The sequence below is a fragment of the Rhodococcus sp. NPDC127593 genome (assembly GCF_042671975.1).
Taxonomy (GTDB): domain Bacteria; phylum Actinomycetota; class Actinomycetes; order Mycobacteriales; family Mycobacteriaceae; genus Rhodococcus_F.
The window spans coordinates 111230-137308 of record NZ_JBHXWI010000020.1; the positions used below are offsets into that span (position 1 = coordinate 111230).

23 protein-coding genes are annotated in these 26079 nt (G+C 66.6%); 12 read left to right on the top strand and 11 right to left on the bottom strand.

Features of this window, described 5'->3' with window-relative positions:
• Window positions 1-70: 70 nt before the first annotated feature.
• Genes ACFVJ3_RS20140 through ACFVJ3_RS20150 form a run of 3 tightly spaced genes read right to left on the bottom strand, consistent with a single transcriptional unit; the run spans window position 71 to window position 1982 of the window.
• Window positions 71-325: a NifU family protein gene (locus ACFVJ3_RS20140; RefSeq protein ID WP_378453696.1), complete on the bottom strand. Its 255-nt coding sequence runs from the start codon at window positions 323-325 to the stop codon at window positions 71-73.
• Window positions 322-942: a hypothetical protein gene (locus ACFVJ3_RS20145; protein ID WP_378453697.1), complete on the bottom strand. Its 621-nt coding sequence runs from the start codon at window positions 940-942 to the stop codon at window positions 322-324. The genes ACFVJ3_RS20140 and ACFVJ3_RS20145 overlap by 4 nt, the downstream gene beginning before the upstream one ends.
• A complete protein-coding gene (locus tag ACFVJ3_RS20150; protein ID WP_378453698.1) occupies window positions 939-1982 on the bottom strand; it encodes a hypothetical protein in 1044 nt (347 codons plus the stop codon). The genes ACFVJ3_RS20145 and ACFVJ3_RS20150 overlap by 4 nt, the downstream gene beginning before the upstream one ends.
• 251 nt (window positions 1983-2233) lie before the next feature.
• On the opposite strand from ACFVJ3_RS20150, the gene ACFVJ3_RS20155 reads away from it, so the two are divergent.
• From ACFVJ3_RS20155 to ACFVJ3_RS20170, 4 genes are all read left to right on the top strand, one after another.
• A complete protein-coding gene (locus ACFVJ3_RS20155; RefSeq protein WP_378453699.1) occupies window positions 2234-3220 on the top strand; it encodes a LysR family transcriptional regulator in 987 nt (328 codons plus the stop codon).
• Complete coding sequence (locus tag ACFVJ3_RS20160) at window positions 3213-4001, top strand: CoA transferase subunit A (RefSeq protein ID WP_378453700.1); 789 nt, start codon at window positions 3213-3215, stop codon at window positions 3999-4001. Before ACFVJ3_RS20155 ends, ACFVJ3_RS20160 begins: the two co-directional genes overlap by 8 nt.
• Window positions 3998-4621: a 3-oxoacid CoA-transferase subunit B gene (locus ACFVJ3_RS20165; protein WP_378453701.1), complete on the top strand. Its 624-nt coding sequence runs from the start codon at window positions 3998-4000 to the stop codon at window positions 4619-4621. Before ACFVJ3_RS20160 ends, ACFVJ3_RS20165 begins: the two co-directional genes overlap by 4 nt.
• A gap of 379 nt (window positions 4622-5000) precedes the next feature.
• Complete coding sequence (locus tag ACFVJ3_RS20170; RefSeq protein WP_378453702.1) at window positions 5001-6176, top strand: alpha/beta hydrolase family protein; 1176 nt, start codon at window positions 5001-5003, stop codon at window positions 6174-6176.
• On the opposite strand, the gene ACFVJ3_RS20175 is transcribed toward ACFVJ3_RS20170, so the two are convergent.
• The 6 genes from ACFVJ3_RS20175 to ACFVJ3_RS20200 all read right to left on the bottom strand — a co-directional run bounded on the left by ACFVJ3_RS20175 (window position 6085) and on the right by ACFVJ3_RS20200 (window position 14852).
• Window positions 6085-7707, bottom strand: a complete 1623-nt coding sequence (locus ACFVJ3_RS20175) for a GMC family oxidoreductase (RefSeq protein ID WP_378453703.1) — start codon at window positions 7705-7707, stop codon at window positions 6085-6087. The genes ACFVJ3_RS20170 and ACFVJ3_RS20175 overlap by 92 nt on opposite strands.
• Complete coding sequence (locus tag ACFVJ3_RS20180; RefSeq protein ID WP_378453704.1) at window positions 7704-9272, bottom strand: APC family permease; 1569 nt, start codon at window positions 9270-9272, stop codon at window positions 7704-7706. The genes ACFVJ3_RS20175 and ACFVJ3_RS20180 overlap by 4 nt, the downstream gene beginning before the upstream one ends.
• 57 nt (window positions 9273-9329) lie before the next feature.
• On the bottom strand, window positions 9330-10850 hold the full coding sequence (locus ACFVJ3_RS20185; protein ID WP_378453705.1) for an aldehyde dehydrogenase family protein: 1521 nt from the start codon (window positions 10848-10850) through the stop codon (window positions 9330-9332).
• Window positions 10847-12499: a BCCT family transporter gene (locus ACFVJ3_RS20190; protein ID WP_378453706.1), complete on the bottom strand. Its 1653-nt coding sequence runs from the start codon at window positions 12497-12499 to the stop codon at window positions 10847-10849. The genes ACFVJ3_RS20185 and ACFVJ3_RS20190 overlap by 4 nt, the downstream gene beginning before the upstream one ends.
• Window positions 12496-13656 (bottom strand): aromatic ring-hydroxylating dioxygenase subunit alpha, encoded by a 1161-nt coding sequence (locus ACFVJ3_RS20195; protein ID WP_378453707.1) that lies wholly within the window; start codon window positions 13654-13656, stop codon window positions 12496-12498. Before ACFVJ3_RS20195 ends, ACFVJ3_RS20190 begins: the two co-directional genes overlap by 4 nt.
• Before the next feature lie 383 nt (window positions 13657-14039).
• Window positions 14040-14852 carry an IclR family transcriptional regulator gene (locus ACFVJ3_RS20200; RefSeq protein WP_378453708.1) on the bottom strand — a complete coding sequence of 271 codons (813 nt, stop codon included), beginning with the start codon at window positions 14850-14852 and terminating at the stop codon, window positions 14040-14042.
• Between the two features lie 198 nt (window positions 14853-15050).
• On the opposite strand from ACFVJ3_RS20200, the gene ACFVJ3_RS20205 reads away from it, so the two are divergent.
• On the top strand, window positions 15051-15395 hold the full coding sequence (locus ACFVJ3_RS20205) for a bifunctional 3-phenylpropionate/cinnamic acid dioxygenase ferredoxin subunit (RefSeq protein ID WP_378453709.1): 345 nt from the start codon (window positions 15051-15053) through the stop codon (window positions 15393-15395).
• Complete coding sequence (locus ACFVJ3_RS20210) at window positions 15392-16570, top strand: NAD(P)/FAD-dependent oxidoreductase (RefSeq protein WP_378453710.1); 1179 nt, start codon at window positions 15392-15394, stop codon at window positions 16568-16570. Before ACFVJ3_RS20205 ends, ACFVJ3_RS20210 begins: the two co-directional genes overlap by 4 nt.
• An 8-nt stretch (window positions 16571-16578) precedes the next feature.
• Here the strand turns inward: ACFVJ3_RS20210 and ACFVJ3_RS20215 are convergent, their stop codons facing one another.
• Window positions 16579-17379, bottom strand: coding sequence for an IclR family transcriptional regulator (locus ACFVJ3_RS20215; RefSeq protein WP_105413452.1), 801 nt, complete (start codon window positions 17377-17379; stop codon window positions 16579-16581).
• 339 nt (window positions 17380-17718) lie between these two features.
• On the opposite strand from ACFVJ3_RS20215, the gene ACFVJ3_RS20220 reads away from it, so the two are divergent.
• The 4 genes from ACFVJ3_RS20220 to purU all read left to right on the top strand — a co-directional run bounded on the left by ACFVJ3_RS20220 (window position 17719) and on the right by purU (window position 22655).
• Window positions 17719-20181, top strand: coding sequence for an FAD-dependent oxidoreductase (locus ACFVJ3_RS20220; protein WP_378453711.1), 2463 nt, complete (start codon window positions 17719-17721; stop codon window positions 20179-20181).
• Complete coding sequence (locus ACFVJ3_RS20225; RefSeq protein ID WP_378453712.1) at window positions 20178-20804, top strand: cyclodeaminase/cyclohydrolase family protein; 627 nt, start codon at window positions 20178-20180, stop codon at window positions 20802-20804. The genes ACFVJ3_RS20220 and ACFVJ3_RS20225 overlap by 4 nt, the downstream gene beginning before the upstream one ends.
• Window positions 20801-21694 (top strand): bifunctional 5,10-methylenetetrahydrofolate dehydrogenase/5,10-methenyltetrahydrofolate cyclohydrolase, encoded by an 894-nt coding sequence (locus tag ACFVJ3_RS20230; protein ID WP_378453713.1) that lies wholly within the window; start codon window positions 20801-20803, stop codon window positions 21692-21694. The genes ACFVJ3_RS20225 and ACFVJ3_RS20230 overlap by 4 nt, the downstream gene beginning before the upstream one ends.
• A 112-nt stretch (window positions 21695-21806) precedes the next feature.
• A complete protein-coding gene (gene purU / locus ACFVJ3_RS20235) occupies window positions 21807-22655 on the top strand; it encodes a formyltetrahydrofolate deformylase (protein ID WP_378453714.1) in 849 nt (282 codons plus the stop codon).
• 69 nt (window positions 22656-22724) lie between these two features.
• On the opposite strand, the gene ACFVJ3_RS20240 is transcribed toward purU, so the two are convergent.
• Window positions 22725-23396: a GntR family transcriptional regulator gene (locus tag ACFVJ3_RS20240; RefSeq protein WP_378453715.1), complete on the bottom strand. Its 672-nt coding sequence runs from the start codon at window positions 23394-23396 to the stop codon at window positions 22725-22727.
• A 114-nt stretch (window positions 23397-23510) separates the two neighbouring features.
• On the opposite strand from ACFVJ3_RS20240, the gene glyA reads away from it, so the two are divergent.
• Both glyA and ACFVJ3_RS20250 read left to right on the top strand, forming a co-directional pair.
• Window positions 23511-24836 carry a serine hydroxymethyltransferase gene (glyA, locus tag ACFVJ3_RS20245; protein WP_378453716.1) on the top strand — a complete coding sequence of 442 codons (1326 nt, stop codon included), beginning with the start codon at window positions 23511-23513 and terminating at the stop codon, window positions 24834-24836.
• Window positions 24836-26071, top strand: coding sequence for a sarcosine oxidase subunit beta family protein (locus tag ACFVJ3_RS20250; protein ID WP_378453717.1), 1236 nt, complete (start codon window positions 24836-24838; stop codon window positions 26069-26071). Before glyA ends, ACFVJ3_RS20250 begins: the two co-directional genes overlap by 1 nt.
• Window positions 26072-26079 lie beyond the last annotated feature (8 nt).

Here is a 26079-nt window from a genome sequence, read left to right on the forward strand (position 1 = left end):
CGGGTCGTTTCGATGCAGGGGTGAGGGTGAGGGCATCGGTGGCCGGGTGAGAATCCCGGCCACCGATCGCTCAGTGGTCGCTGCGTGGGTCGATCACCTCGACCGAGGGTTGCGAGCCGATGCTGTCGTGCAGCACCGAACCCACCACGTCACGCAGCTGGTCGGGGGCCACGATGCATTCCCAGCAGGTCTCGTCGCTGCCCACCAGCCGCAGAGTCACCTGGGACTCCGTCGCCTCTTCGACGGTCAGGTCCGCACCGTCGGCCTGGAAGCCCTGCCGCAGCCCATCGAGGGCATTTTCAACATCTTCGCGAATGCTGCTCATGCCTTGCCACCAATCAGAATCGTCGCGACATCGTCCACCAGCGCGATGGCGCGCCGCTCGAGCTCGGCGTCGCTGACCGCGGCGATGGGGTGCTCAACCGGTACGAACTGCAGGTCGGGACGACCGAACGCACCACGGTGGGCGATCGCAGAGTTCATGAAGACCGTCGTGTGGATCGCGACGGTCGGAATGCCGCGGGCCTCGAGGTCGACAGCGTCGCGCACACAGCCGGAGGTGCACGAGCCGCACGCACCGACACCGGTCACGACGAACTCGTAGTCACGGGCGAGCTCGTCGAGCTGTGCTGGGTCGGCCGGGCGGGAATAGACGATCTTGCGCTCCATCGTCAGCGGCCGGACACCGTACTTCTTTTCGAGTAGATCGCCCACGTGGCGCAGTAGCGGTCCGGCGTTGCCCTTGGTGTTGTCCAACAGCACGCCGCGAGCGCCGGTCAGCGCGGCCAGGCGCGGTGCGGCAGCACCGTTGGGCTTGGACTTGGCAGCGTCGGCGGCGTTCACGGTCGGATCGACCAGACCGAGCTTCTCGACCAAATACTTTGTTGCCCAGTCTTTTTTGTTGTCATCGATCGTAATAGACATGTGCTGGCGACCTTTCATGCTTCGATCTTGCGGGTAACCGACCGGGTGCCCCAGCCGGGCAGGTATGCCGAGTGTCGGCCGGGGCCGCCCGTGACGATGATGGTGATGTCGTCGACGCGGCGGGTGACCGGAACGCGGGCGTCGAGATCGTCGGCATCGACGAAGCGCGGCCAGGTCGGGTAGTTGCGCACCTTGCGGCCGTGGATACCGCCGGCCCCGATCTCGCGAACGCTGCGTGTGGCGTTCTGGAATAGGAAGTGCTTGATGTCGGCCTTCGTCCAACCGGCCTTGGCAATGATCTGGGCGTGCTCGGGGCACAGCACCACGAAGCTCTCACCCTGGATGAAGATGTGGTTCGACCCGAGGTTCGTCATCATGCCCGCGACGGTGGTGAGGATGTCGTATGGGTTGTCGGCGGCCTGGTTGTTGATGTTCTGCGGGCCCTCGGCACCGTAGAGAGTGACCGCGCTGTCGGTCTTGGACAGCCCCCGGTCGACGTGCAGCCCCGGCCAGGGCGAGTCCTCTTCGTTCTCGCCGATGCAGAATGTGAACTTGCCGGGCTGGCCCAGGGTGGCCTTGTCCGCCTCGCCGGGGTGCGATCCGCCGATATTGACCAGCGCGAGTTTCAGGGCGCGCCCCAGGGTCGCGTTGGCCCGCACACCCTGCCCGAAGCTGTTGGCACCGGAGTTGATACCCAGCTCGTCGCGAATCGGCCCGTGCACGATCAGCAACGGCGATGCCATGTGCGTCGAGCACTGCATGCCGCCGATGTTCATCGCCGGATCGGTGGCAGCCTGCAGGGCGGCAATCAACACCGGCATGTGGTCCGGCGTGCACCCTGCCATGATGGCGTTGGCGGCGATCTTTTCGGTCGTCGCCGCGCCGCCGAGAGGAGCGACCTCGGCGATGACCTCATCGGCAGAGCGTCCGGCACGTTCGACGAATTCCGCGACCCGGCGTGCGGTCGGCGGAATGACGGGCAGACCGTCGGTCCACCCTGCGCTGACAAATGTCTCGAACACATCCAGCGCGTCGGCGGCTATTTCTTCGGTTATCATCCCTTTTCCCTTCGCATGAACCATCAATTCTCGGAATTAAATGGCCTCCGGCAAGCCGCATTCGGTTGCCATTGTCGATTATTCGAAATCGGAGCCCGTCGGATGTGGGTCGGTAGTAATTGCTCGATGAGGAGCTATTGCCCTGCCGCATGTCGGTGCTCTAAATTCGACGTTAGCAGGTGTTCGAAACAAGGGTCAACGATGATTCGACACTTGGGGAAAAGTCAATTTTGAATTGAGGATATACGGAAATGAATGAGCCGAATAAATCATTTTCGCATGACGTTCTGAATACGTTGTGTCCGATGCTGGTGCAATTTGCCGCGGTGGCCCAGGAAGGGCAGATAACCAAGGCCGCTACGGCACTGGGTGTGCCGCAGCCAACGCTTACCCGGCACCTGGCCCGGCTCGAAAATGTCCTCGAGACCCGGTTGTGCGCCCGCGTGCCCAGCGGCATCACACTCACGCCGGAGGGCGAGAAGCTGGTGGAGCCCGTGCGGCAAACACTGGCGATCTTGGTGGCCGCCATCGACGAGTTGCAGGTCGGCGCGGCTCGTCGACAGGTCACGCTCGGCTTTCTGCATACTCTGGGAGAGCAAGCAGTACCTTCATTGTTGCGCCGATTCAACGAGCAATCGCCAGAGATCAAGTTCTCACTGTTGCAAGACAGTGCCGATCAACTGTTGCGCCTGTTGCAGGAAGGCCAAGTCGAGCTGTGCGTGACATCGCCGCTGCCGACACGGCCCGATATCGGGGTCGCCCGGCTCGGCGTGCAGCGACTGGTGCTGGCGGTCCCGGGGCAGCACTACCTCGCCAGTGAATCCGACACGCCGTTGGCGGCGGCGGCCAGCGATGACTTCGTAACCCTGAAGTCGGGCAACTATATGCGTCACATGGCCGACGAACTGTGCCACGCAGCCGGATTCGAACCGCGAATCGCGTTCGAGGCGGCCGGCGTCAGCACCCTGCGGGGATTGGTCGCAGCCGGACTCGGGGTCGCCATCGTCCCCGCCGCCCCGGCACCGGTTGCAGGCCTGATCGAGGTACCGCTCACCGACACCGGCGCCTACCGAGAGATCGGGTTGGCCTGGCGCGCGGGTGTCGATCTGGCCGACCCTGCGCAGACATTCCGGCAGTTCGCCATCGACCAGTTCAGCACCGTCGTCGACGACGAGGACCACGGCACCAACCCCGGCATATGGAACATCATCACCACCAGAGGAGATCAGGATGAATAAGGTTCTCGACACACCCGCAACCGCGGTGGCCGCGGTCACCGACGGGCAAACCATCGCTGTCGGCGGGTTCGGATTGTGCGGCATGCCCGCAGCGCTGCTCGAGGCGCTGCTCGACTCGGGGGCTACCGATCTGCACATCATCACCAACAACTGCGGTCCTGCCAATTCCGCCGTCACCGCGTTGCTGCGCGCCAGGCGTGTCGCCCACGTGACCGCATCGTATATCGGGGACAACCCGGTGTTCCTGACGCAGTACCTGCAGGGATCGTTGCGCGTGGACCTTGTCCCCCAGGGCACCCTCGCCGAGAAGCTACGCGCCGGCGGGGCGGGGATTCCCGCGTTCTACACCCCGACCGGGGTCGGCACCGCGGTAGCCAACGGTGGGATTCCGGTGCGATACACCCACGAGGGGGAAGTGGCCGAGTATTCGGCTGCACGTCAGGTCGACACCGTCGATGGGCGCCCGTGCCTGCTCGAACACAGTCTCACCGCCGACATCGCGCTGATCCGCGCCGAGATGGCGGACACGTTGGGCAATCTCCGGTTTCACGCCTCGGCGCGCAACTTCAACCCGCTGTGCGCCATGGCAGCTCGCGTCGCCGTCGCCGAGGTCGTGCATGTAGTGGACGCGGGCCTGATCGCCGCCGACGATATTCACTTGCCGGAGGTGTTCGTCTCCGGCGTCGTGGAACTGAAAGGCGAGATGCACAAGCCGATCGAACGTCTGCGCACAGTGTGTCCACCGGTCTCCCGGGCGGTCGTAAAGAGCGGTGTGGCATGAGTTGGTCGCGAGAGCAGATCGCTGCCCGAGCAGCTGCGGAACTGCGTGACGGGGAGCATGTCAACCTGGGCATTGGCATCCCCACTTTGATTGCCAATCATCTGCGTGATCGACCGATCATGTTGCATTCGGAGAACGGGATCATGGGATTGGGCGGCTATCCGGCCCCCGAACAGGTGGATCCCGACCTCATCAACGCGGGCAAGGAGACAGTGACGACCATTGCGGGCTCATCGTTCTTCGACTCCGCGGACTCCTTCGGGATGATCCGCGGCGGTCATATCGATGTCGCCGTGCTGGGCGCGATGCAGGTCTCGGTCACCGGCGATCTGGCCAATTGGTCCGACGGCGGATCGGTTGTCAAAGGCATTGGGGGGGCGATGGATTTGGCCAACGGTGCCAAGAAGGTAATCGTAGTAATGACCCACCGCGCCCGCGACGGCAGCCTGAAACTGGTCCGCCGTTGCAGTCTCCCCCTCACCGCAGAAGGCTGCATCAGCACCGTCATCACCGACATCGGCGTGCTGGACGTCCGGGGCGACCACTTCAGCGTGCGCGAGTGGGCGCCGGGCGTGTCGATCGAAAACGAACAGCTGGCAAGCCTGCTGCGTCCAGCCTGACGTTCTGCTGCTCGGGGGGATCGGAAACGGCGCGCATCTTCCCTGTCCTACGGAATCCATCGCGAATCCTTGTCGTGCCGGCTCCTCACTGCCCGACTGTCTGTCGAATACCGCGATACAAATGTGTATCGCGGTATTCGTTTGTGGATTCCTTTTGATCTCTTGTTTCCCGATCCCCGTTCCGGCATGGTGGTTCAGGTCACCACATTGATTCGGTTCGGTGTGGCAACCGACGCCGCATCGACCGATCGGGAGTCCGTGAACCGTTCCGATTGTCGGCAGCATCGTGACTTTCATAAATGGATGACATTGCAGTTGGAAAAGATTATGTCTGAATCCATGCCACAACCTCAGACAATCGCTGCCGTACGGTGACCAGGTGAGCGAACCAACGCGCAGAGTCGACATCGTCTTCGCCCCCGGCGTGGTGGCGCACCGCGGAACCGCGGAGGAACTCGTGGGCCGGGCACTGGATGTGCGCGGCCTGACCGGTCAGTTGACGTTCGCCGCGGACACCCCCGGGCTGGAGCGGGCCGTGCGGTCGGCGGCGGGGCGAGGCGAGTTCATCGCCGTGCCCGGTGCCGGGGCCTCCTTCACCGCCCCGGCCGGCGGGGCGATCCGCGTCGATCTCGGGGAATGCGAGGCCGACCGCTCGCCGAGCACCCGGGTCCACATTCGGGGGCGCGGACTCGACGGACTCCGCTACGCCGTCGACAGCTGGTATCACCACCGCTTCCACTCGGCACGGATCGTCCGCTACGGCGACCACCCCGATCAGCGAGTGGAACTGCGGATTCCGGGCGGCGACGGCCCCTTCCCCGTCGCCGTGCTGATCCACGGCGGATTCTGGCGTCCGCGTTGGGAGTCCGACCTGATGGACGCGCTGGCAGTCGACCTGACGGCCCGCGGGTACGTCACCTGGAATGTCGAGTACCGGCGGGGCGCGGAGAACCGTTGGGCAGCAATGGCATCCGATATCGCCGACGCCGTGCAGGCCGTCGCGACGGTGCCGGAGGCGGACCCGGAGCGGGTCGTGATCCTCGGCCATTCGGCCGGTGCTCAGCTCGCGCTCCGCGCGGCCGCCGACGCCGCGGCCGAGGACGCAGCGGTTCGTCCGGCGCTGGCCGTCAGCCTCGCCGGGGTGCTGAATCTGCGGCTCGCCGGCGAACGCCACCTCGGCGAGGGCGCGGTGGCGGACGCCGTCGGCAGCGACCGGGCCGGCGACCGTGCGACGTACGAACGGTCGTCGCCGATCGAGCGACTGCCGCTGGGCACCGCTCAGCTGGTGGTGTGCGCCGTCGACGACGAGCCGGACATGCTGGAGATGAGCAGGGAGTACCACGAAGCCGCCGCGGCGACACCCGACGACGTCGTCCGGATCGAGGGTCCCGGCGATCACTTCACCGTCATCGATCCGGAGAGCGAGATCTGGCGAAGGACCGCCGAGGCGATCGACGCCCGGATCAGACCTCGGACAACGTCGACTCCGCCGCCCGCACCCCGGACCCGGCCCGGCCGCGGAGCAAATCCGCGCACCTCTCGGCCATCGTCATGACCGTGATGTTCGGGTTGACGTGCGGCAGTTTCGGCATCGCCGACGCGTCGACCACCCGCAGTCCTCGAACCCCCTTGACCCGCAGTTCCGGGTCGAGCACCGCCATCGGATCGTCGACGGCGCCCATGCGGGCCGTGCCCGCGGGGTGATACACCGTGTTGTGGGTCTTGTGGATGTAGTCGAGGATCTCGGCGTCCGTCACCGCATCGGGTCCCGGCGCCAGTTCGCGGGCAATCCACCCGCGTAGCGCCTTCTGCTCGGCGATCGTGCGGGCCAGCTTCACCCCGGACAGCATCACCCGGTCGTCGTGGCCCTCGCTGTCGGTGAAGTACCGGGGGTCGACCTTCGCGCGGTCGCGGAAGTCCCGCGACCGCAGCCGGACCGTTCCGCGGGAGCGGCCCTGAGTGACGTTGGGTGTCAGGCAGAATCCGTTGTCGGTGGTCGGGTAACCCCACCGCAGGGTGTTCATGTCGAACGGGACGCTGCCGTAGTGCATCATCAGGTCGGGATGGTTCAGGCCCACCCGGGTGGTCGCGAACAGTCCGATCTCCCACCACTGCGTCGATTCGGTGACCATCGGCCGGGACGCCTCCCAGAACACGAGGCCCTCGACGTGATCGTCGAGGTTCGATCCGACACCGGGCGAGTCGACGCGCACGGGGATCCCGAACTCCGCGAGATGCTCCGCCGGACCGATACCCGACAGCATCAGGAGCTTCGGGGTGTCGATCGCCCCGGCCGTCACCACCACCTCCCGTCGCGCCGACACCGTGTCGTAGCCGGTGAGATCGGGACGCTGGTACCGGACGCCCGTCGCCGTCTGCTGTTCGTCGAACAGGATCTCGCTCACCCAGCAGCCGGTCCGGACCTCCAGGTTGGGCCGGGTCCCGAGGATCGGGTGCAGGTAGGCATGCGACGACGACATCCGGGTGCCGTCCTCGGACGCGTTGATCTGGAACCATCCGGCGCCGTTGAGCACCGTTCCGCCGCGGTTGAATGCGACGGTCGGCAGCCCTACCGCGGCGGCGGCGTCGAGAACCGCTCGGCCGCACGGGTCGTTCGGCGGGACGTCCCGCAGCCGCACGGGCCCGCTGCAGCCGTGCCCGTCGCCGGGGGCGTCGTTGCTCTCCAGCCTGCTGACGTACGGGAGGATGTCGCGCGCACCCCAACCCGACGCCCCCATCGCCTCCCAGTCGTCGAGTGCCTCGGCAGGCGGCCAGAATGCGATACACGAGTTGTGGGACGAGCAGCCACCGAGGACCTTGGCCCGGGCGTGCCGCATGAAGCTGTTGCCCTTCTCCTGCGGCTCGACGGGATAGTCCCAGTCGTACCCGGAGTCGAGCAGATGCATCCACTGCGACAGCTCGAGGATCGCCCGGTCCCCGACGTCGGACGGGCCCGCCTCGAGCAGGCACACCGTCACCGACGGGTCTTCGCTGAGGCGCGCCGCGAGAGCGCAGCCCGCGCTGCCACCGCCCGCGATCACGTAGTCGAATTCCCCTGCAGTGCTCTTCGATTCGTCGTCGGTCATCGGGCGAGCTCCTTGTCGTTCGGTTCGGATTCCGGCGCGGGCGTTACCACCGCCGCGCAGTGTGACGTCAACGTTCCGATGTGGTGCCGGCCGGTGGTGAGGTACCACAACAGGCCGAACCCGAGGATGACGCCGATGTAGACGAAGGCGCCCCAGGTGTTGTACCAAGGTTCGCCGTACACGGCCTCGCGCGGCCACGCGAGGTTGAGGGACATCCCGATTCCCCAGACGAGTGCGACGATGTTGACGGGCAGTCCCCATCTGCCCATCGTGAAGTAGCCGCCCTCCTTCAGGTCCCGCGGCGGCCACTCTCCCCGCAGCCGCTTCTTCAGCATCGGTCCGGTGACCATCAGGTAGGCCAGGTAGATCATGATGATCGCGATCGACGTCAGCACGGTGAAGATGTGCGGCTGACCGATGTTGACCACCAGGATCAGCGCGGCCACCACCCCGATGGTCACCGCAGGCACGACGGGTGTCCGCGTGCGCGGGTGGACGCGGGCGAGCCGCTCGCCGAACGGGAGTGCGTTGTCGCGGGCCATGGCGAAGGTCAGCCGGATCGCGGCGGTGTGCACGGCCAGCGAGCAGACGGTCACCGCGATCACGATGCACACCAGGAAGATCGTGCCCAGCGGGCCCCACATCACCTGTTCCACGATGTACTGCAGGCTGCCGTCCGACGCGCCGATCTTCGGATCGTCGAGGTCGGGTGCGGCCATCACGGCGAACACGAGGATCGCACCGCCGATGACGAACGAGGCGAGGATCGCGCGGAAGATCGCCTTGGGGGCCGTACGTCGGGGCTCCACCGTCTCCTCGCCCAGCGAACTCGCGGTGTCGAAGCCGTACATCACGTAGCCCGACGCGAGCGTCGCCACCAGGAACGCCCCGAGGTATCCACCGCTTTCACCGGCGCCGTACCCGTGGGCGGAGAAGAACACCTGCGGGCCGCGAGTCATGTTGGCGGCGAGGATGATCGCGATCAGCACCGCCGCGATGATTTCGATGAACACGCCGGCGCTGTTGATCATCGCCATGAGACGGACACCGAGCGCGTTGACGACGGTGGTGAAGCCGATCATCACGGTCCCGAGAATGACGGCGTTGGTGGCGAAGTCGTGTTCCCCGGTGCCGTCACCGACGATCTGGAAGCCGCTCCACAGCCGCGGCAGGTTGAGCTGCAGCGCCAGCACAACGGCCGACAGGGTGACGATCGACGCGGTGAGCATCAGCCAGCCCGCGGACCACCCCACTATTCTGCTGCCGAGCGTCTTCGCCCAGTTGTACACGGAGCCGGCGATCGGATACTTGGCGGCCAGCTCCATGAAGCACAATGCCACGGCGAGCTGGCCGACGAACACCAGCGGCCACGACCACAGATAGGCGGGGCCGGCGGTGCCGAATCCGAAGTAGAACAACTGGAAAGTGCCGGTCAGGATGGAAATGTAGCTGACGCCCGCGGCGAAGCTCGCGAACTTGCCGATACTGCGATCGAGGGACTCCTTGTAGCCGAACTCCTCGAGTCCACTGTCGTGATCGCCGGTCGTATTGTCGGTACTGGTCATTCGATCACTTCCTGAGAAGGTGAGTAGGCCTGCTCGCGCGCCCCTGCCGGGAGCACGTCAGGTCGCGGTGAACCAACCCGCGAGAGGCGAGGTCGTGTTGTTCCAGATGTGTTTGACTTCCTGGTATTCCGAGAGCCCGGCGGGTCCGAGTTCGCGCCCGTTGCCGGACTTCTTGAATCCGCCCCATTCCGCCGCCGCGGTGTAGTAGCCGAAGTCGTTGAGCCACACCGTCCCGTGGCGCAGGCGGCGCACCACCCGTTCGCCGCGGGCGGCGTCCGACGTCCGGACTCCGGCGGCGAGGCCGTACTCGGTGTCGTTGCCGAGCCGGACCGCGTCCTCCTCGGTGGTGAACCTCTCGACCGTGAGAATGGGCCCGAACGTTTCTTCCTGCACGATGCGCATGGACCGGTCGCAGTGGTCGAAGATGGTGGGCAGGTAGTAGCTGCCGGCGTCGAGCGCGGAATCGGCGGGCCGGGAGCCACCCGTCCGGAGTGCCGCTCCTTCGGAGATACCCAGTGCCACATAGGCTTCGATCTTGTCGCGCTGCGCCGTCGACACGAGCGGCCCGGTCTCACTGCCGGGATCGAGCCCCGGGCCGACGCGGATGGCCTCGGCGCGCGAGACGAGGGCGGCGACGAAGTCGTCGGCGATCGACTCCTCGACGATCAACCGCGTCCCGGCCGAGCACACCTGCCCCGAATGCAGGAAGACGCCGGTGAGCACCTGGTCGACCGACGACTCCCACTCGGCGTCCGCGAACACGATGTGCGGGTTCTTCCCGCCGAGTTCCACGGCGACCTTCGTGACGTGCTTCGCGGCCGTCTCCAGAATGGTGGTGCCGGTCGCGAGTCCACCGGTGAACGAGATGAAGTCGACGTCACCGGTGTCGGTCAGCGCGGGTCCGAGGTCGGCGCCGCTCCCCTGCACCAGGTTGACGACACCGGCGGGCACACCCGCCTCCTCGATCAGCCGGGCGAACGCGATCGTGCTCAGCGGCGTGACTTCGCTGGGCTTGAGCACCATCGTGCAACCGGCGGCCAGCGCAGGTGCCACCTTCCAGGAAATCTGGAGCAGCGGATAGTTCCACGGCGCGATGAGGACGCACACCCCGATCGGTTCGCGAACGACCCGGGATACGACGGCGGGGTCACCCACGTCGACCACCCGGTCGCTGGAGACGAGGGCCAGCCGGGCGTAGTACCGGAATACGGAGACGACGTCGTCGATGTCGATTCGGCTCTCCACCAACGTCTTACCGGTGTCCAGCGTCTCGATACGCGCCAGTTCCTCCTTGTCGCGCTCGAGGAGATCCGCGATACGCGACAGGAGCGCCGATCGCACGGCGACCGCCGTCTCCGGCCAGTCCCCGGCGTCGAAGGCCGACCGGGCCGCCTGCACGGCTCGCCCGGCGTCTTCGGGCGACGCCTCGTCGACCGTGGCGATCACGTTCCCGGTTGCCGGGTCGATGCAGTCGCGGGTGCGGCCCGACGTCGCCGCGACCCACTCCCCCGCGACGAAATTCACCTTCCCGAACAACCTCGCGGCGTCGAGATCCTCGGATAGTGCCGTCATCTTCATACTGTGTCCGAAACCCTCTCGTGTGCATACTTTTTCGATGAACCGACGATGAGCGGATCACGGGAGAGGTCCCGGTACAGCGAGAAGCACAATCCGATCATCACCAGGAGGAACGGCGCGGCCGCGATGATCGTCATCGTCTGCAGACCCTGCAGCGCGTCCGAGCCGCCGGTCCAGAGAATGAGTGCCGCCGTGCCCCCGGTGAGGGTTCCCCAGAAGATGACGACCCACGTGCTCGGTTCTCGTGCACCCCGCTGCGACAGCGTGCCCATTACCAGCGACGCGGCGTCGGCGCCGGACACGAAGAAGATCGCAACCAACACCATGACCAGCACGGTGGCGAACCCCGTCAACGGCAGATGGTCGAGCATCCCAAACAACTGGCCCTCGGTCGACGAGCGCGCCGCCAGGTCGACTCCGTCCTGCTGCTGTCCGATTCCGGCGCCGCCGAACACCGCGAACCACACGAGGCTGACCGAGGTGGGAATGACGATCACGCCGATCACGAACTGCCGGATGGTGCGGCCGCGGCTGATCCGGGCGAGGAACATTCCGACGAACGGAGTCCACGACACCCACCACGCCCAGTAGAAGATCGTCCACGACGACAGCCAGGTCGCCGTGTCGTCGCCGGAACTCGCGGCCGTCCGTCCCGACATGGTGGCGAGCTGCGCCGCATAGTCCGCGATCGCGGTGGGGAGCAGATTGAGGATGAGGACGGTCGGACCGAGCACGAATACGAACAGCGCGAGAATCACCGCCAGCACCATGTTGATGTTGGACAGCCAGTGGATGCCCCGCGCCACTCCGGACACCGCCGAACCGACGAACGCGAACGTCAGCAGCCCGACGAGGGCGACGAGGGCGAACGTGCCGACGTGGCCCATCCAGCCGATGATCTCGAGACCGGAACCGATCTGCAGTGCGCCGAGTCCGAGCGACGCGGCGGTGCCGAACATCGTCGCGATGATCGCGAGGATGTCGATGACCTTCCCCGCGGCTCCTTCCGAGCGGCGACCGAGGAGAGGGAAGAATGCGGCGCTGATGAGTTGCTTGCGGCCACGCCGATAGGAGCCGTACGCAATCGACAACCCGACGACCGCGTAGATCGCCCACGGATGCAGCCCCCAGTGGAACATCGTCGTGGCCATCGCCGACCCGACGGAGCCGTCCGTTCCCGGCGGCGGGCTCACGAGATGGGCGAGCGGTTCGGCGACGCCGTAGAACATCAATCCGATTCCCATGCCGGCGCTGAACATCATCGCGATCCAGCTCACCGTGCGGAACTCCGGTTTCTCGCCGTCGCGGCCGAGCGGAATCCGGCCGTACCGGGAGAACGCGAGGAAGAGCGAGAAGACGACGAACGCCGACGACGCGGCGATGAACAGCCAACCGAGGTCGGCCACCAGCCAGTCCAGCGCCGCGGTCGACACGACCGCGAGGTTCTCCGGTGCCAACAGTCCCCACAGGATGAGTCCGACACCGAGCGCCGCGGCCGTGCCGAACACCACCTTGTCGACGCCCCGCCGCCCCTCGCCGTCGGAGGACTCTGCCGGCTCCGGCGCCTGCGCCTGCTGTCGGGCTTTCGGATCGACACCATTCACCCTGGGAGGGTCGGTCACCCTCGGTTGTTCGCCGGCGTAGGTCATCGGGGATCCCCGCTCAGCCTTTCGAGTAACCAGTCGTGGAATTCGCCGATGTGGTGTTCCGCGGGCACCAGCACACCCCCGTTCCGGTACGCCTTCGACGCCATCGTGGGCTGAGTCCGCTCGCAGGCGTCGAAGTCCTGCTGGTTGACTCGGTGGAACAGCTCCACCGAACGGGAGACGTCGCGACCCGATGCGGTGACCTCCGGCGAGTACAGCCAATCGCATTCGACGATGGTGCGATCCGCGGACACGGGGTACATGCGGTGGAAGATGACGTGGTCGGGCACGAGGTTGACGAAGACCTGCGGCCGGATCGTGATGGCGTAGTACTTGCGGTCCTGGTCGGGGCTGATGCCGGACAGCGACTCGAATCCGCCGCTTCCGTCGATGGTGAATCCCTCGACGTCGTCACCGAAGGCGGCACCGTGCCCCACGAAGTACTGTGCGGCAAGGCCGTCCGCGAACTCGGGAAGTACCTCGGTGAGCTCGGGGTGGATGGTCGCGCAGTGGTAGCACTCCATGAAGTTCTCGATGATCAGCTTCCAGTTGGCCGCGACGTCGTAGACGATCCGGCGGCCGAGTTCGAGGGTTCCGATCTGGTACCGGTCGATGGCGGCCGGATCACCGAGTCGTTCGGTGACGGCGCCGACGACCTCGTCCTCGAACGACGGCGGTTCGTCGGCCAGGCACACCCATGCGTAGCCGAGCCATTCGCGAAGCGCGACCGGCACCAGTCCGTACCGCACCCGGTCGATGTCGGCTCCGGTCTCGTCCCGCAGCGCGGCCATGTTGGGGGCGGCCACCAGTTTGCCGTCGAGTCCGTACGTCCACGCGTGGTAGGGGCACTGGAGGTTTCTGCGGATCTGGCCTTCGTCCTCGGTACACAGCATGGCGCCGCGGTGCCGGCAGATGTTGAGGAAGGCGCGCAGTTCTCCGTCGCGGCCGCGGACGAGGAGCACGCTCTCCCGGCCCACCGTGATCTTCCGGAAGGCTCCGGGGTCGGCGAGATCGGCGGCGCGGACGGCGCAGAACCACATCGCCTCGAACAGGTTCTCCTGTTCGTCCGTGAAGATGTCGGCGTCGGTGTAGTACCGGCCACCGAGGGTGGGGATCAGTGCCGGTGCGGGCGCGGGGGCTTGGACGTCCGGAGCGGACATAGATGTCACCGTTTCTTTCGTTGCCGGGAAAGATGCGTGTCGGTCGAGCTGTGACCTGATGTCTGTGTGCGTAGGGGGGCGCAGATCGCAGGGGGCGTCGTTGCCGAATGTGACGACATGCGTGCCCGATCCGCGGCGACCGTTCGAACAGCGGACAGCTGTTCCCGCCGAGTCATCGCGACGTCAGCATTGTTGCGTCATCAGCAACGCTATGCGATTTACACAACTTAGACTGTCGCCAGCAGACGTGTCAAACATCACATTCGACACTTCTTTCGCGGACGCGACATGGCCGAAACACCGCGTTAACCGCGGACGGCCGAAACCCGGGCAAACGGGACTATCCGTTCGTCCCGCCTTGAGAGAGAAGCACTTCCGGGCGCTCAGTCACCCGCGCCGGCGGATTGCTGCGCCTCGATCCGGACGACCGCGTCGGCGAGTTCGAGCGCCACCGCCTCGAACCGCTCGGGCGCCAGCCGGTACTCCGGCCCGGACACACAGATCGACGCGACGATCCGGTTGGTGACCTTGCTCCGCACCGGTACGGCGATGGAATTGAGCCCCGCCTCGAGCTCCTCGGCCGTCGACGCCCACCCACGCGACCGCACGTGCTCGAGTTCGACGTCGAACGCCCGGAAGTCGGTGATCGTGTTGGGAGTGAGCGCGCCCAATTGCGACCCCAACCGGCTTCGGAGCTGGCCGGACGTCAATTCCGAGACCAGGACCTTGCCGGTCGCGGTCGCGTGCGCCGGAGTCACCTGACCCACCCACGTACGCAGCGCGACGTGGCGATCACTGCGGGCCTCGAGCACGTTGAGGGTCGCCGCACCGTCCAGCACGGCGAGGTTGACCGTCTCCCCGAACGCGTCGGCCAGGCGGTCACACTCCGGCTGCGCAACCTCGACGAGCCCACTCTGCGCGACCGTGGCCTCGGCCAATCGCACTACCGCGAATCCGAGCTGATATTTGCCGCGGACGCCAGCTTCCTCCACGAATCCGCGTTGCTGCAGCGATGCGATCAGGCGTGACACGGTCGATTTGTGCACGCCGAGACGCACGGCGATCTCCGAGGCGCCGACACGGCCTTCTGCCGCGACAATCTCGAGCACGTCGATGGCACGTTCCACCGCGTGCACGGTCTTCGCCTTTCCTTCTCCGCCCTGGGCCGCGGGCGCCGTCGCCTCGGATTCACTCATGCCCCGAGGTTATGCCCACCGACTTCCGGAACGCAGTTTTTACACGCGAATGCTTGACACCACGGGGCAGCACCGGAGAGCATTGTGTTGCACACCTTGCAAGTCGTCGCGCATAGCGCAACAACCGCTCCACAACTTGTCCCTCCTCCCCGACGCTTTCGGAGGTATCGAGTGATTCTCGATAACGATTCCCCAGTTGTGACCCACCCCGGCGCCACGGCCTTCCCCGTGTGCGAACTCGCGACCCTGCCCTTGGGCGAAGTCGTCACCGTGACCCCGCCGGGCATGGCCCCCGTCTCCGTCTTCCACACCTCCGACGGTCTGTATGCCATCGACGACACCTGCACCCATCAGGACGCCTCCCTCGCCGACGGCTGGGTCGAGGACTGCACCGTCGAGTGCCCGCTCCACGAAGCGTGCTTCGATCTCCGCACCGGAGTGCCTTCCGGCCCGCCGGCCAAGATCGCGGTCCGCACACACGACGTGTCGATCGTCGACGGCACCGTGCTGCTACATCTCGACCAGAAGGGCGACGCCCGATGAGCACTGTCCCGAATTCCATTGTGGTACTGGGTGCTTCCCTCGCCGGACTGTCGGCGGTGCGCGCACTGCGCGAGAAGGGATATGCAGGCCGGCTCGTCGTGGCCGGCAGCGAGCAGTCCCTGCCCTACGACCGGCCGCCCCTCTCGAAGGAGTTCCTCACCGGCGACCTGTCCGACGAGGACCTGCTGTTGATGACCAGCGATGACGACACACTCGACGTCGAATGGCACATGAGCAGAACGGCCATTGGTCTGGTTCGCTCCCCGAACGGGCTCCACCGCGTCACGTTCGACGACGGGTCCCACTTCGACGCCGACGCCGTCGTCGTCGCGACGGGCGCGCGTGCCCGGAACCTGCCCGGACACTCCGGTCTCGCCGGCGTGCACACGCTCAGATCGGTCGACGACGCACGTGCACTGCGGTATTCGCTGTCACGTGCGCAGAACCTCGTGATCGTGGGAGCCGGTTTCATCGGAGCGGAGGTGGCCTCCAGCGCGGCCGGCATGAGCCTGCACGTGACGGTCGTCGAGGCATCACCGACACCCCTGGCAGGCCCGCTCGGCATCGAACTCGGGGCAATCTGCGCAGGACAGCACGCCGCACACGGCGTCCGGCTCCTCACCGGGGCAGTCGTCGCCGCATTACTCGGTGACGACGCGGTCGAAGCCGTCCAGCTCAGTGACGGAACGATCCTTCCCGCGGACGCCGTGGTGGTCGGAATCGGGGCCGTCCCCAATGTCGAATGGGCAAGCGATTCGGAACTGATGATCGAAGACGGTTTCGTCACCGACTCGTCGTGCCGCACGAACGTGCCCGGCGTCTACGCGATCGGCGACTGCGCACGGACTTTCGACGACGCCTACCAGGTACACCACAGAAGCGAGCACTGGAGCAACGCCGTCGCCCAGGCCGCCACCGTCGCCGACACGATCATGGCCACACCGTCCGGGCCCGCCGCGATCCCGTACTTCTGGTCTAACCAGTACGGCAAGATGCTGCAGTTCGCCGGAACGAGACACAGCACCGACGAGGTCCGGTTCGTCGACGGCGACCCCGGAACCGGTACGTTCGTGGCCACCTACGACCGGGACGGCGACACCGTCGGTGTGTTCGCGATGAACAGTCCCCGGCTGTTCACCCGGTACAAGAAGCAACTCGCCAGGTCGCGGGCCTGATGCCGGCGCTACGTGACGGCATAGCCCAATCGGCTGCTGATCTGCTGGGACGTGTCGAGTGCGGCGCGCGCGACGTCCTCGAACCGTTCCGGCAGCAGTCGGTAGGCGGGGCCGGACACGCTCAGAGCAGCAATCATTTTCGACGTGTAGTCGCGGATCGGGACGGATACCGCATTCAGCCCGAGTTCGAGTTCCTCCTCGGACTCCGCCCAGCCCCGCTCGCGAATGGTTTTCAACGATTCCACGAGCGCAGGCACATCGGTGAGAGTTTTGGCCGTGAGAGCTATCGGAGTTTCTCCCACGCGCTCGGCGAGTTCACTGTCGGACAATTCCGTCAGCAACAATTTTCCACTCGCCGTCGCATGTGCCGGGCTGCTCTGCCCCACCCAGGTATTGGTACCGACGCCGGACGGACCGTCCGCTTTGACGATGCTCACCGATCGATTGCCGTCGAGTATCGACACATTGACGCTCTCACCGACAGTTTCCGCCAGTTCGGCGCACAATTCCTGACTCTGCCGCACCAGATCGCCGTCCGGCGACGCGGTGCGGGCCAGACGGACGATGGAATTGCCGAGCTGGAATTTTCCCCGGCTCTTCAATTGCGCGACGTAACCTCGCGAATCCAGAACGGCAACGAGGCGCGACGCGGTCGACTTGTGAACACCCAACTCGTCGGCGATTTCCGTGACGCCGGCGGTACCGAGCCTCGCCAGGATTTCGAGTACCGCCAGAGCGCGGTCCACTGACTGCACAGCGCCGGACGGCCGGCTCCGATCTCCATTCGAGTTATCGTCCAATTCAGTCATCGCGACTTCAGGATAGGCGACATCACCGTGCGACGGTTACCTCCATCCACACCCGGTTCCGCGTCATCACAGTCCGGGACGGTGCGCATTTCCACGGTGGATCGCGGAATTGCTGCTATTTCCCCAACCAATCATCGTGGAATTACCCGCAATTCGGGGTTGACCCCCTTACTCTTCCGGACCTAATGTGTTGATATATCAGTTGTCGATAATGGTTCGGATCAGTCCGATCCGTTTCGCAATTCACAGTTCTTCCCGGCGCCGTTCGAGCCCACACCGAACACCGAATCTCCCGCTACTTCGCCACACACAGGCACCCACCCAATCAGGAGGACCATCATGGGGTCACCGCGCGTAGTGATCATCGGAGCCGGCATCGTCGGCGCGAATCTGGCCGACGAGCTCATCGCTCGCGGCTGGGATCGGATCACGGTTCTCGATCAGGGACCGTTGCCGCTCACCGGAGGCTCCACGTCACACGCACCGGGCCTGGTGTTCCAGACGAACGCGTCCAAGACGATGACCGAGTTCGCCCGGTACACGGTCGAGAAGTTCGTCGGACTCGACGTGGACGGCGAATGGTGCTTCAACCAGCTCGGCGGGCTCGAGGTGGCCACCACCCCCGAGCGTCTCGCCGATCTGCACCGCAAGCAGGGCTGGGCCACGTCCTGGGGCATCGAAGGCGCCGTCCTCGACCCGGCCGAGTGCGCGAAGCTGCACCCGCTGCTGGACGAGAAGCGGGTTCTCGGCGGGCTGTACGTGGAGACGGACGGCCTCGCGAAGGCGTCCCGTGTCGTCGTCGCGCTGGCCCGGCGCGCCGAGGCCCGCGGCGCCGTGTTCCAGGGTTCGACGAAGGTGATCGGCATCGAACAGAGCGGCGGCAAGGTGACCGGTGTCGCCACCGCGGACGGTGTGATCCCCGCCGACATCGTGGTGTCCTGCGCGGGCTTCTGGGGTCCCGACATCGGCGCGATGGTGGGCATGGACGTGCCGCTGCTGCCCCTGGCGCACCAGTACGCGAAGACCGAGCAGATCCCCGAACTCGTCGGACGGAACACCGAACTCGCCGAGGCCGGCTTCCCGATCCTGCGCCACCAGGACCAGGATCTGTACTTCCGTGAGCACGTCGATCGTCTCGGCATCGGAACGTACGCCCACCGCCCGATGCCGGTGAACCTGCGCGACCTGGACGAGAGCGACGACGTGTCCGCATCCGACATGCCGTCGATGCTGCCGTTCACGGAAGAGGACTTCGCGCCGTCGTGGGAGCAGAGCAAGTTGCTGCTGCCGTGCCTCGAATCCGCGAAACTGGAAGCCGGTTTCAACGGGGTCTTCTCGTTCACCCCGGACGGCGGACCGCTCATCGGCGAGTCCCCGGACGTCGCCGGGTTCTGGATCGCCGAGGCAGTGTGGGTGACGCACTCCGCCGGTGTCGGCCGAGCGGTCGCGCAACTTCTCGTCGACGGCCGCTCCGACGTCGAACTGCACGGTTGCGACGTGCACCGCTTCGAGGAGATCCAGCTCGCGCCCGACTACGTCAGCGAGACGTCGCAGCAGAACTTCGTCGAGATCTACGACGTGCTGCACCCGCTGCAGCCCAAGGAGTCTCCCCGCGACCTGCGGGTCAGTCCCTTTCATACTCGTCAGAAGGAACTCGGCGCCGTGTTCCTGGAGAGCTCCGGCTGGGAGCGCCCGCACTGGTTCGAGGCCAACGCCCATCTGGTGCAGGACCTTCCGGCCGAGTGGCAGCCGCCGGCCCGGGAGCCGTGGGCGGCGATGTTCCACTCCCCCATCGCCGCGGCCGAGGCCTGGCGCACCCGTACGTCGGTGGCGATGTACGACATGACACCGCTGAAGCGGCTCGAGATCAGCGGCCCCGGCGCGCTGGCCCTGCTCGATCGGCTGACGACCGGCAAGATGGACAAGTCCGTCGGGTCGGTGACCTACACGCTCGCGCTCGACGAGACCGGTGGCGTCCGCAGCGACCTCACCGTCACGCGCCTGTCCGACAACGTCTTCCAGGTCGGTGCCAACGGCAACCTCGATCTCGACTACTTCCGCCGCCAGGCTCCGGACGACGGCGGTGTGCAGATCCGGGACATCACCGGCGGCACGTGCGGGATCGGGTTGTGGGGTCCCCGCGCCCGGGATCTGGTGCAGGCACTGAGCTCCGACGACTTCACGAACGAGAACTTCAAGTACTTCCGCGCCAAGCAGGTCCGCATCGGCGGTGTTCCCGTCACGGCGATGCGTCTGTCGTACGTCGGCGAACTCGGCTGGGAGCTGTACACGTCCGCCGACAACGGTCTGCGACTGTGGGATCTGCTGTGGGCGGAGGGGCAGAAGTACGACATCATCGCCGCCGGCCGCGCCGCATTCAACAGCCTGCGGATGGAGAAGGGCTACCGCTCGTGGGGCAGCGACATGACCACCGAGCACAACCCCTACGAGGCCGGTCTCGGTTTCGCGGTCCGACTGCAGAAGGGCGACTTCCGTGGGCGTAACGCGCTCGACGGCGTCTCCGACGAGACGGTGGAGCGGCGGCTGGCGTGCCTCATGATCGACGACCGCACGTCGGTGGTCCTCGGCCACGAGCCGGTGTTCGTCGACGGACAGCCCGCCGGGTACGTCACGAGCGCCGCGTTCGGTCACACGGTCGGGGCGCCCATCGCCTACGCCTGGCTTCCGGCGAACGCGACCGTCGACGCTGCGGTGGAGATCGAGTACTTCGGACGCCGCATCCCGGCCACCGTCGTCGCCGAGCCGCTCGTCGACCCCGAGATGAAGAAGATCCGGTCATGACCCTCCGAGACGACACGATCGCCGGATTCCTGGACTCGCTCGCCGATCGAACTCCCGCACCCGGCGGCGGCGCGACCGGCGCGCTCCACCTCGGCCAGGCAGCCGCGCTGGTCTCGATGGTCGCCCGCTACACCACCGGCAAGAGGTACGCCGACCACGGGATGCTCGTCGAACGCATCTGCGCCTCCGCAGATGCGTTCCGCGAGAAGGCACTGCAGTTCGCCGAGGACGACATGGCAGCATTCACGGCCGTCATCGACGCCTACCGGCTCCCCCAGGACACGGACGACGAAACCGGCGCCCGCACGTCGGCGATCGCGACCGCCCTCGCCGGCGCGGCCGCGGTCCCCGCCGAGGTGGTGGTCGCGGCAGGCGACGTCGTCGCACTCGCCGACGTCCTGCTGCCGGTAGCGAACCGCACCGTCGTCAGCGACGTCGCGGCCGCCGCCGAGGCTGCCCGCGCAGCCGCCACCACCGCCCGGGTCAACATCGAGGTGAACCTGCCGGGTATCACCGATGCGGACACCCGCCGGGCCCTCACCGAGTGCCTGTCCGGCGTCGACGCGATCGTCGAGCGTGCCGACGCCGTCACGACACGAGTACGAAAGCAGCTGAGTTCATGACCAGAAGCCTCGGTGGCGCCGAACTCGCCACCTCCATCCGCAACGACGCGTCCGTCGCCGCCGCGGCACTCGCCGAAATCGGGGTCCGGCCCAAGCTGGCGGTCGTGCAAGCCACCGACGACGAATCGACCGCCTGGTACGTGCGTTCCATCGCGTCGGCCGCGAAGCGCACCGGAATCCTTTGCGACATCGTCGATCTCGGCGCCGCGGCATCGACCGAGCAGATCCGCAGCACACTCGTCGAACTCGGCCACGACCCGGACGTCCACGGAATCATCCTGCAGACACCCCTGCCGGACGGAACCGACCTCGACGCGCTGCGGGAGGCGATCAACCCCGCGAAGGACGTCGACGGCGCGAACCCGGTCAGCCTCGGCCGCCTCGTTGCGCGTCTGCCCGCGTTCGCGCCCGCCACCGCACAGGCCGTGATCGCGCTCCTCGACCACCACGGAATCTCCCCGCACGGCAGGACGGCCGCGGTGGTCGGCAGATCGACGGTGGTCGGAAGTCCCGTCGCGCATCTGCTCGTGCAGCGCAACGCGACGGTGACCGTCTGCCACCGGCACACCACCGACCTGACCGCCGGCACCCGTGACGCCGACATCCTCGTCGTCGCGGTCGGCATTCCCGGACTGATCACGGCCGACCACGTCGCCGCCGGCGCCGTCGTCATCGACGTCGGGACCACGGCGACCGCGGACGGCCAACTGCTCGGTGACGTCGACGCCGCGGCCGTCGACGGCCGGGCGGGCGCACTGACCCCGGTTCCCGGAGGGGTGGGACCGGTGACCACGGCGTTGCTGCTCAATCACACGGTCGACGCCGCCGCGACCCAGTACGCCCAGACGCGATCGGACTCGCTGCTCGCCGGGTTCCGAAGCAGCGTCTGACTCGTCTCCACCCCTTGACCCGCTCGTCCAGCCTGAAATAGCATGGGCCCATTCTGATATATCAGTTCGCTCGGACTGACACCTCAATTGGTCCGGCATCGAGGAGACCCACATGACCCAGACCTTCACCCTGACGCTCAGCTGCGCTCAGCGTCCCGGGATCGTTCACGCAGTCAGCTCCTTCCTCTTCGAGCAGAACTGCGATATCGCCGAGCATCAGCAGTTCGACGACACCCGGAGCGACGCGTTCTTCCTCCGCACGTCGTTCGTGTCGGCAGAGAATGTCGACATCGAGCGCCTCACGGAAGAATTCGGGAGCGTCGCCGCGAAATTCGGCATGACGTTCAATTTCAACGGCAGCGACCGGCCCCGGGTGATCGTCATGGTCTCCAAGATGGGTCACTGCCTCAACGACCTCATCTTCCGCTGGCGAGCAGGAAACCTCGGCGCCGAACTCGTCGCCGTCGTCTCCAATCACGAGGTGCTACGCCCGATGGCCGAGGCCGCCGGGCTGCCGTTCGTCCACGTCCCGGTCACGCCGGCCACCAAGCCGCAGGCGGAGGCCCGGCTGCTCCAACTCGTCGAGGAGTTCGACGCGGATCTCGTGGTCCTCGCCCGGTACATGCAGGTGCTGTCGGACGACGCGTGCCGGGCACTACGCGGCCGGGCCATCAACATCCACCACTCGTTCCTGCCCGGTTTCAAGGGTGCCAAGCCCTACCACCAGGCGTTCGATCGCGGCGTCAAGCAGGTCGGGGCCACCGCCCACTACGTGACACCCGATCTGGACGAGGGCCCCATCATCGAGCAGGAAGTCATCCGCATCGACCACTCCTTCGACCCGGCGCGACTCGCCACGGTCGGGCAGGACGCCGAGGCCCTCGCGCTGTCGCGGGCCGTGCGCTGGCACTGCGAGAACCGCGTCCTGCTGCACGGTCATCGGACGGTCGTCTTCAGCTGAGGCGGCTCCGCCGCCCGTGCGCCTTTTTGGTAGTGGGAGCTACCAGAAAGGCGCACGGGCGCGAAGCGCCTAGAGCAGGGCGCGGATGGCCTTCTCGAAACCGGCGACGTGGGCGAGAGTGAGGGACGAGGCGGTGCCTTCGTCGCCGTCGACGATGGCCCGCAGCAGGGCCTCGTGCTCGCGGACGTGGCTGGCGACGTCGGGCAGCCGGTCGAGGAAGAGGCACCAGATGCGGGTGGCATGCGCGTCGAGGCTGACGAGGATGTCCTCGAGGTGAGGGTTCCCGGACGCTCGGTAGATCTCACGGTGGACCCGCACGTCCTTGCGCAGGACGTCGCGTGAGTCTTCGCTGTCGTCGATCTCGGCGATCTCGTCGGCGAGCGCGGACAGCCGGGCCCGCGCGTCCTGGGACGCCGTCCGCGCCGCCCTGGCCGCCGCGGTCGGTTCGAGTTGCTTGCGAATCTCGGAGATGTCGGCGAGATCGGTCATGTCGACGGCGGTGGCGAACGTGCCGCGGCGTGGGTAGGCAACGACGAGACGTTCCCGCTCGAGGCGCTTGAGCGCTTCCCGCACCGGTGTCCGGCCGAATCCGAGTTCCTCGGCGAGACGGTCGTCGTTGATCGGCTCGCCGGGCCGGATGTCCAGCATGACCAGGCGTTCGCGCACGATCTCGTACGCGCGGTCGGCATTGGTGCCGCCGTTCGATGCCGTGTCCGCGACCGATGAATGCGCCAGGCTCATGTTCCGTCTCCCTGATATTTCCGGAGCTATTGACCTTTGTCCGATGCTGACCTTACTCTACTTTCCAGTTGATATATCAGTTCAAAGTCAACTGACCTTCCAGAAAGGCGAACCATGACCGTGGACACCGCACACCTCACCGAGACGGCAGCAGCGAACCCGACACTGACCCATTCGCTCGCCGATCTCGACCCCGCCGTGCACCAGGCGATCGCGGCCGAGCTCGAGCGACAGCAGGGCACCCTGGAAATGATTGCCAGTGAGAACTTCGCCCCGCTCGCGGTGATGCAGGCGCAGGGGTCGGTGCTGACGAACAAGTACGCCGAGGGCTACCCCGGGCGCCGCTACTACGGCGGTTGCGAGCACGTCGACGTCATCGAGCAGCTCGCCATCGACCGCCTCACCGCGCTGTTCGGTGCGAAATTCGCCAACGTGCAACCGCACTCCGGGGCGCAGGCCAACGCCGCCGCGATGTCGGCGCTGCTGAAGCCCGGCGACGCCATCCTCGGCCTGGACCTCGCGCACGGCGGTCACCTCACGCACGGGATGAAGCTGAACTTCTCCGGCAAGCTGTACGACGTCGCCGCGTACCACGTCCGCGAGGACGATCATCTCGTCGACATGGACGAGGTGGAGCGTCTCGCGCGTGAGCACCGCCCGAAGCTGATCCTGGCCGGCTGGTCCGCTTACACCCGCCAGCTCGACTTCGCCCGGTTCCGCGCGATCGCCGACGAGGTCGGCGCATACCTCATGGTCGACATGGCGCACTTCGCCGGACTCGTCGCCGCCGGACTGCACCCGTCCCCCGTCCCGCACGCCCACGTGGTCACGTCGACGACGCACAAGACCCTCGGCGGCCCCCGCGGCGGCGTCATCCTCACCAACGACGAGGCACTGGCGAAAAAGTTCAACTCCTCGGTGTTCCCCGGACAGCAGGGCGGCCCGCTCGAGCACGTGATCGCCGGCAAGGCCGTCTCGTTCAAGCTCGCCGCCGAGCCCGAATTCCGGGAGCGCCAGGAACGCACGCTCGCCGGCGCGAAGATCCTCGCCGACCGCCTCCTGCAAGACGACTCCCGGCAGGCTGGCATCAACGTCGTGTCCGGCGGCACCGACGTGCACCTGGTGCTGGTGGACCTGCGCGAGTCCGAGCTCGACGGCAAGCAGGCCGAGGACCGGCTGCACCGTGTGGGAATCACGGTGAACCGCAACGCCGTACCGTTCGACCCGCGCCCGCCGATGGTCAGCTCCGGTGTGCGGATCGGCACCCCGGCGCTCGCCACCCGCGGTTTCGACCTGGACGCGTTCACCGAGGTCGCCGACATCATCAGCTACGCGCTCCGGCCTGCCACCGACGAGGCCGGACTCGACGACCTCCGCGCCCGCGTCGATGCCCTCGCGCTGCGCTTCCCGCTCTACCCCGACCTCACGGAGGCGAACTGATGAGTGCCACCCAGCCCCCCGGCGCCCACCTGCCCGACCACCCCGACTTCCTGTGGCGCAACCCGGAACCGAAGAAGTCGTACGACGTCGTCATCGTCGGCGGCGGCGGACACGGCCTCGCCACCGCGCACTACCTCGCCAAGAACCACGGCATCACCAACGTCGCGGTGCTGGAGAAGGGCTGGCTCGCGGGCGGCAACATGGCCCGCAACACCACGCTGATCCGGTCGAACTACCTGTGGGACGAGAGCACCAAGATCTACGAGCACGCCCTGAAACTGTGGGAGGGTCTCGAGGACGACCTCGACTACCCGATCCTGTTCAGCCAGCGCGGCGTCCTCAATCTCGCGCACAGCCTGCAGGACGTCCGCGACAGCGTCCGCCGGGTGGAGGCGAACAAGCTCAACGGAATCGACGCCGAATGGGTCGGACCCGACGAGGTCAAGAAGCTGTGTCCGCTGGTGAACATCTCGAGCGACATCCGCTACCCGGTGCTCGGCGCGACGTATCAGCCGCGTGCCGGCATCGCCAAACACGACTACGTGGCCTGGGGATTCGCGCGCCGCGCCGACGAGGCGGGCATCGACATCATCCAGAACTGCGAGGTCACCGGGTTCGTCACCGACGACAACAAGGTCACCGGGGTGCGCACCACCCGCGGCGACATCGCGACCGGTCAGGTCGCACTGTGCGCGGCCGGGCACACGTCGACGCTCACCGACATGCTCGGCATCCGCACCCCGGTGCAGTCCCACCCGCTGCAGGCGCTGGTCTCGGAACTGCTCGAGCCCGTGCATCCGACCATCGTGATGTCCAACGCCATCCACGTGTACGTCTCGCAGGCGCACAAGGGTGAATTGGTGATGGGCGCCGGTGTCGACTCCTACAATGGGTACGGCCAGCGCGGCGCGTTCCACATCATCGAACGCCAGATGGCGGCCGCGGTCGAACTGTTCCCGGTGTTCGCCCGCGCACATCTGTTGCGCACCTGGGGCGGCATCGTCGACGTGTGCCCCGACGCCTCCCCGATCGTCGGACGCACCCCGTACGACAACGTGTATCTCAACTGCGGTTGGGGCACCGGCGGATTCAAGGCCACCCCGGGGTTGGGCTGGTGTCTGGCGGACACCATCGCGAACGACGAACCGCACGAGTTCATCGCGCCGTTCAGCCTCGACCGGTTCGTCACCGGCGCCCTCGTCGACGAGCACGGCGCCGCGGCCGTCGCGCACTGATCCCCGTC

Coding starts and splice junctions, on each gene's coding strand:
- ACFVJ3_RS20155 (WP_378453699.1), top strand. CDS start 2,234: ATGAATGAGCCGAATAAATCATTTTCGCATGACGTTCTGAATACGTTG.
- purU (WP_378453714.1), top strand. CDS start 21,807: ATGACCCAGACCTTCACCCTGACGCTCAGCTGCGCTCAGCGTCCCGGG.
- ACFVJ3_RS20180 (WP_378453704.1), bottom strand. CDS start 9,272: ATGACCAGTACCGACAATACGACCGGCGATCACGACAGTGGACTCGAG.
- ACFVJ3_RS20225 (WP_378453712.1), top strand. CDS start 20,178: ATGACCCTCCGAGACGACACGATCGCCGGATTCCTGGACTCGCTCGCC.
- ACFVJ3_RS20230 (WP_378453713.1), top strand. CDS start 20,801: ATGACCAGAAGCCTCGGTGGCGCCGAACTCGCCACCTCCATCCGCAAC.
- ACFVJ3_RS20215 (WP_105413452.1), bottom strand. CDS start 17,379: ATGACTGAATTGGACGATAACTCGAATGGAGATCGGAGCCGGCCGTCC.
- ACFVJ3_RS20185 (WP_378453705.1), bottom strand. CDS start 10,850: ATGAAGATGACGGCACTATCCGAGGATCTCGACGCCGCGAGGTTGTTC.
- ACFVJ3_RS20195 (WP_378453707.1), bottom strand. CDS start 13,656: ATGTCCGCTCCGGACGTCCAAGCCCCCGCGCCCGCACCGGCACTGATC.
- ACFVJ3_RS20145 (WP_378453697.1), bottom strand. CDS start 942: ATGAAAGGTCGCCAGCACATGTCTATTACGATCGATGACAACAAAAAA.
- glyA (WP_378453716.1), top strand. CDS start 23,511: ATGACCGTGGACACCGCACACCTCACCGAGACGGCAGCAGCGAACCCG.
- ACFVJ3_RS20175 (WP_378453703.1), bottom strand. CDS start 7,707: ATGACCGACGACGAATCGAAGAGCACTGCAGGGGAATTCGACTACGTG.
- ACFVJ3_RS20190 (WP_378453706.1), bottom strand. CDS start 12,499: ATGACCTACGCCGGCGAACAACCGAGGGTGACCGACCCTCCCAGGGTG.
- ACFVJ3_RS20150 (WP_378453698.1), bottom strand. CDS start 1,982: ATGATAACCGAAGAAATAGCCGCCGACGCGCTGGATGTGTTCGAGACA.
- ACFVJ3_RS20140 (WP_378453696.1), bottom strand. CDS start 325: ATGAGCAGCATTCGCGAAGATGTTGAAAATGCCCTCGATGGGCTGCGG.
- ACFVJ3_RS20165 (WP_378453701.1), top strand. CDS start 3,998: ATGAGTTGGTCGCGAGAGCAGATCGCTGCCCGAGCAGCTGCGGAACTG.
- ACFVJ3_RS20240 (WP_378453715.1), bottom strand. CDS start 23,396: ATGAGCCTGGCGCATTCATCGGTCGCGGACACGGCATCGAACGGCGGC.
- ACFVJ3_RS20160 (WP_378453700.1), top strand. CDS start 3,213: ATGAATAAGGTTCTCGACACACCCGCAACCGCGGTGGCCGCGGTCACC.
- ACFVJ3_RS20210 (WP_378453710.1), top strand. CDS start 15,392: ATGAGCACTGTCCCGAATTCCATTGTGGTACTGGGTGCTTCCCTCGCC.
- ACFVJ3_RS20200 (WP_378453708.1), bottom strand. CDS start 14,852: ATGAGTGAATCCGAGGCGACGGCGCCCGCGGCCCAGGGCGGAGAAGGA.
- ACFVJ3_RS20250 (WP_378453717.1), top strand. CDS start 24,836: ATGAGTGCCACCCAGCCCCCCGGCGCCCACCTGCCCGACCACCCCGAC.
- ACFVJ3_RS20220 (WP_378453711.1), top strand. CDS start 17,719: ATGGGGTCACCGCGCGTAGTGATCATCGGAGCCGGCATCGTCGGCGCG.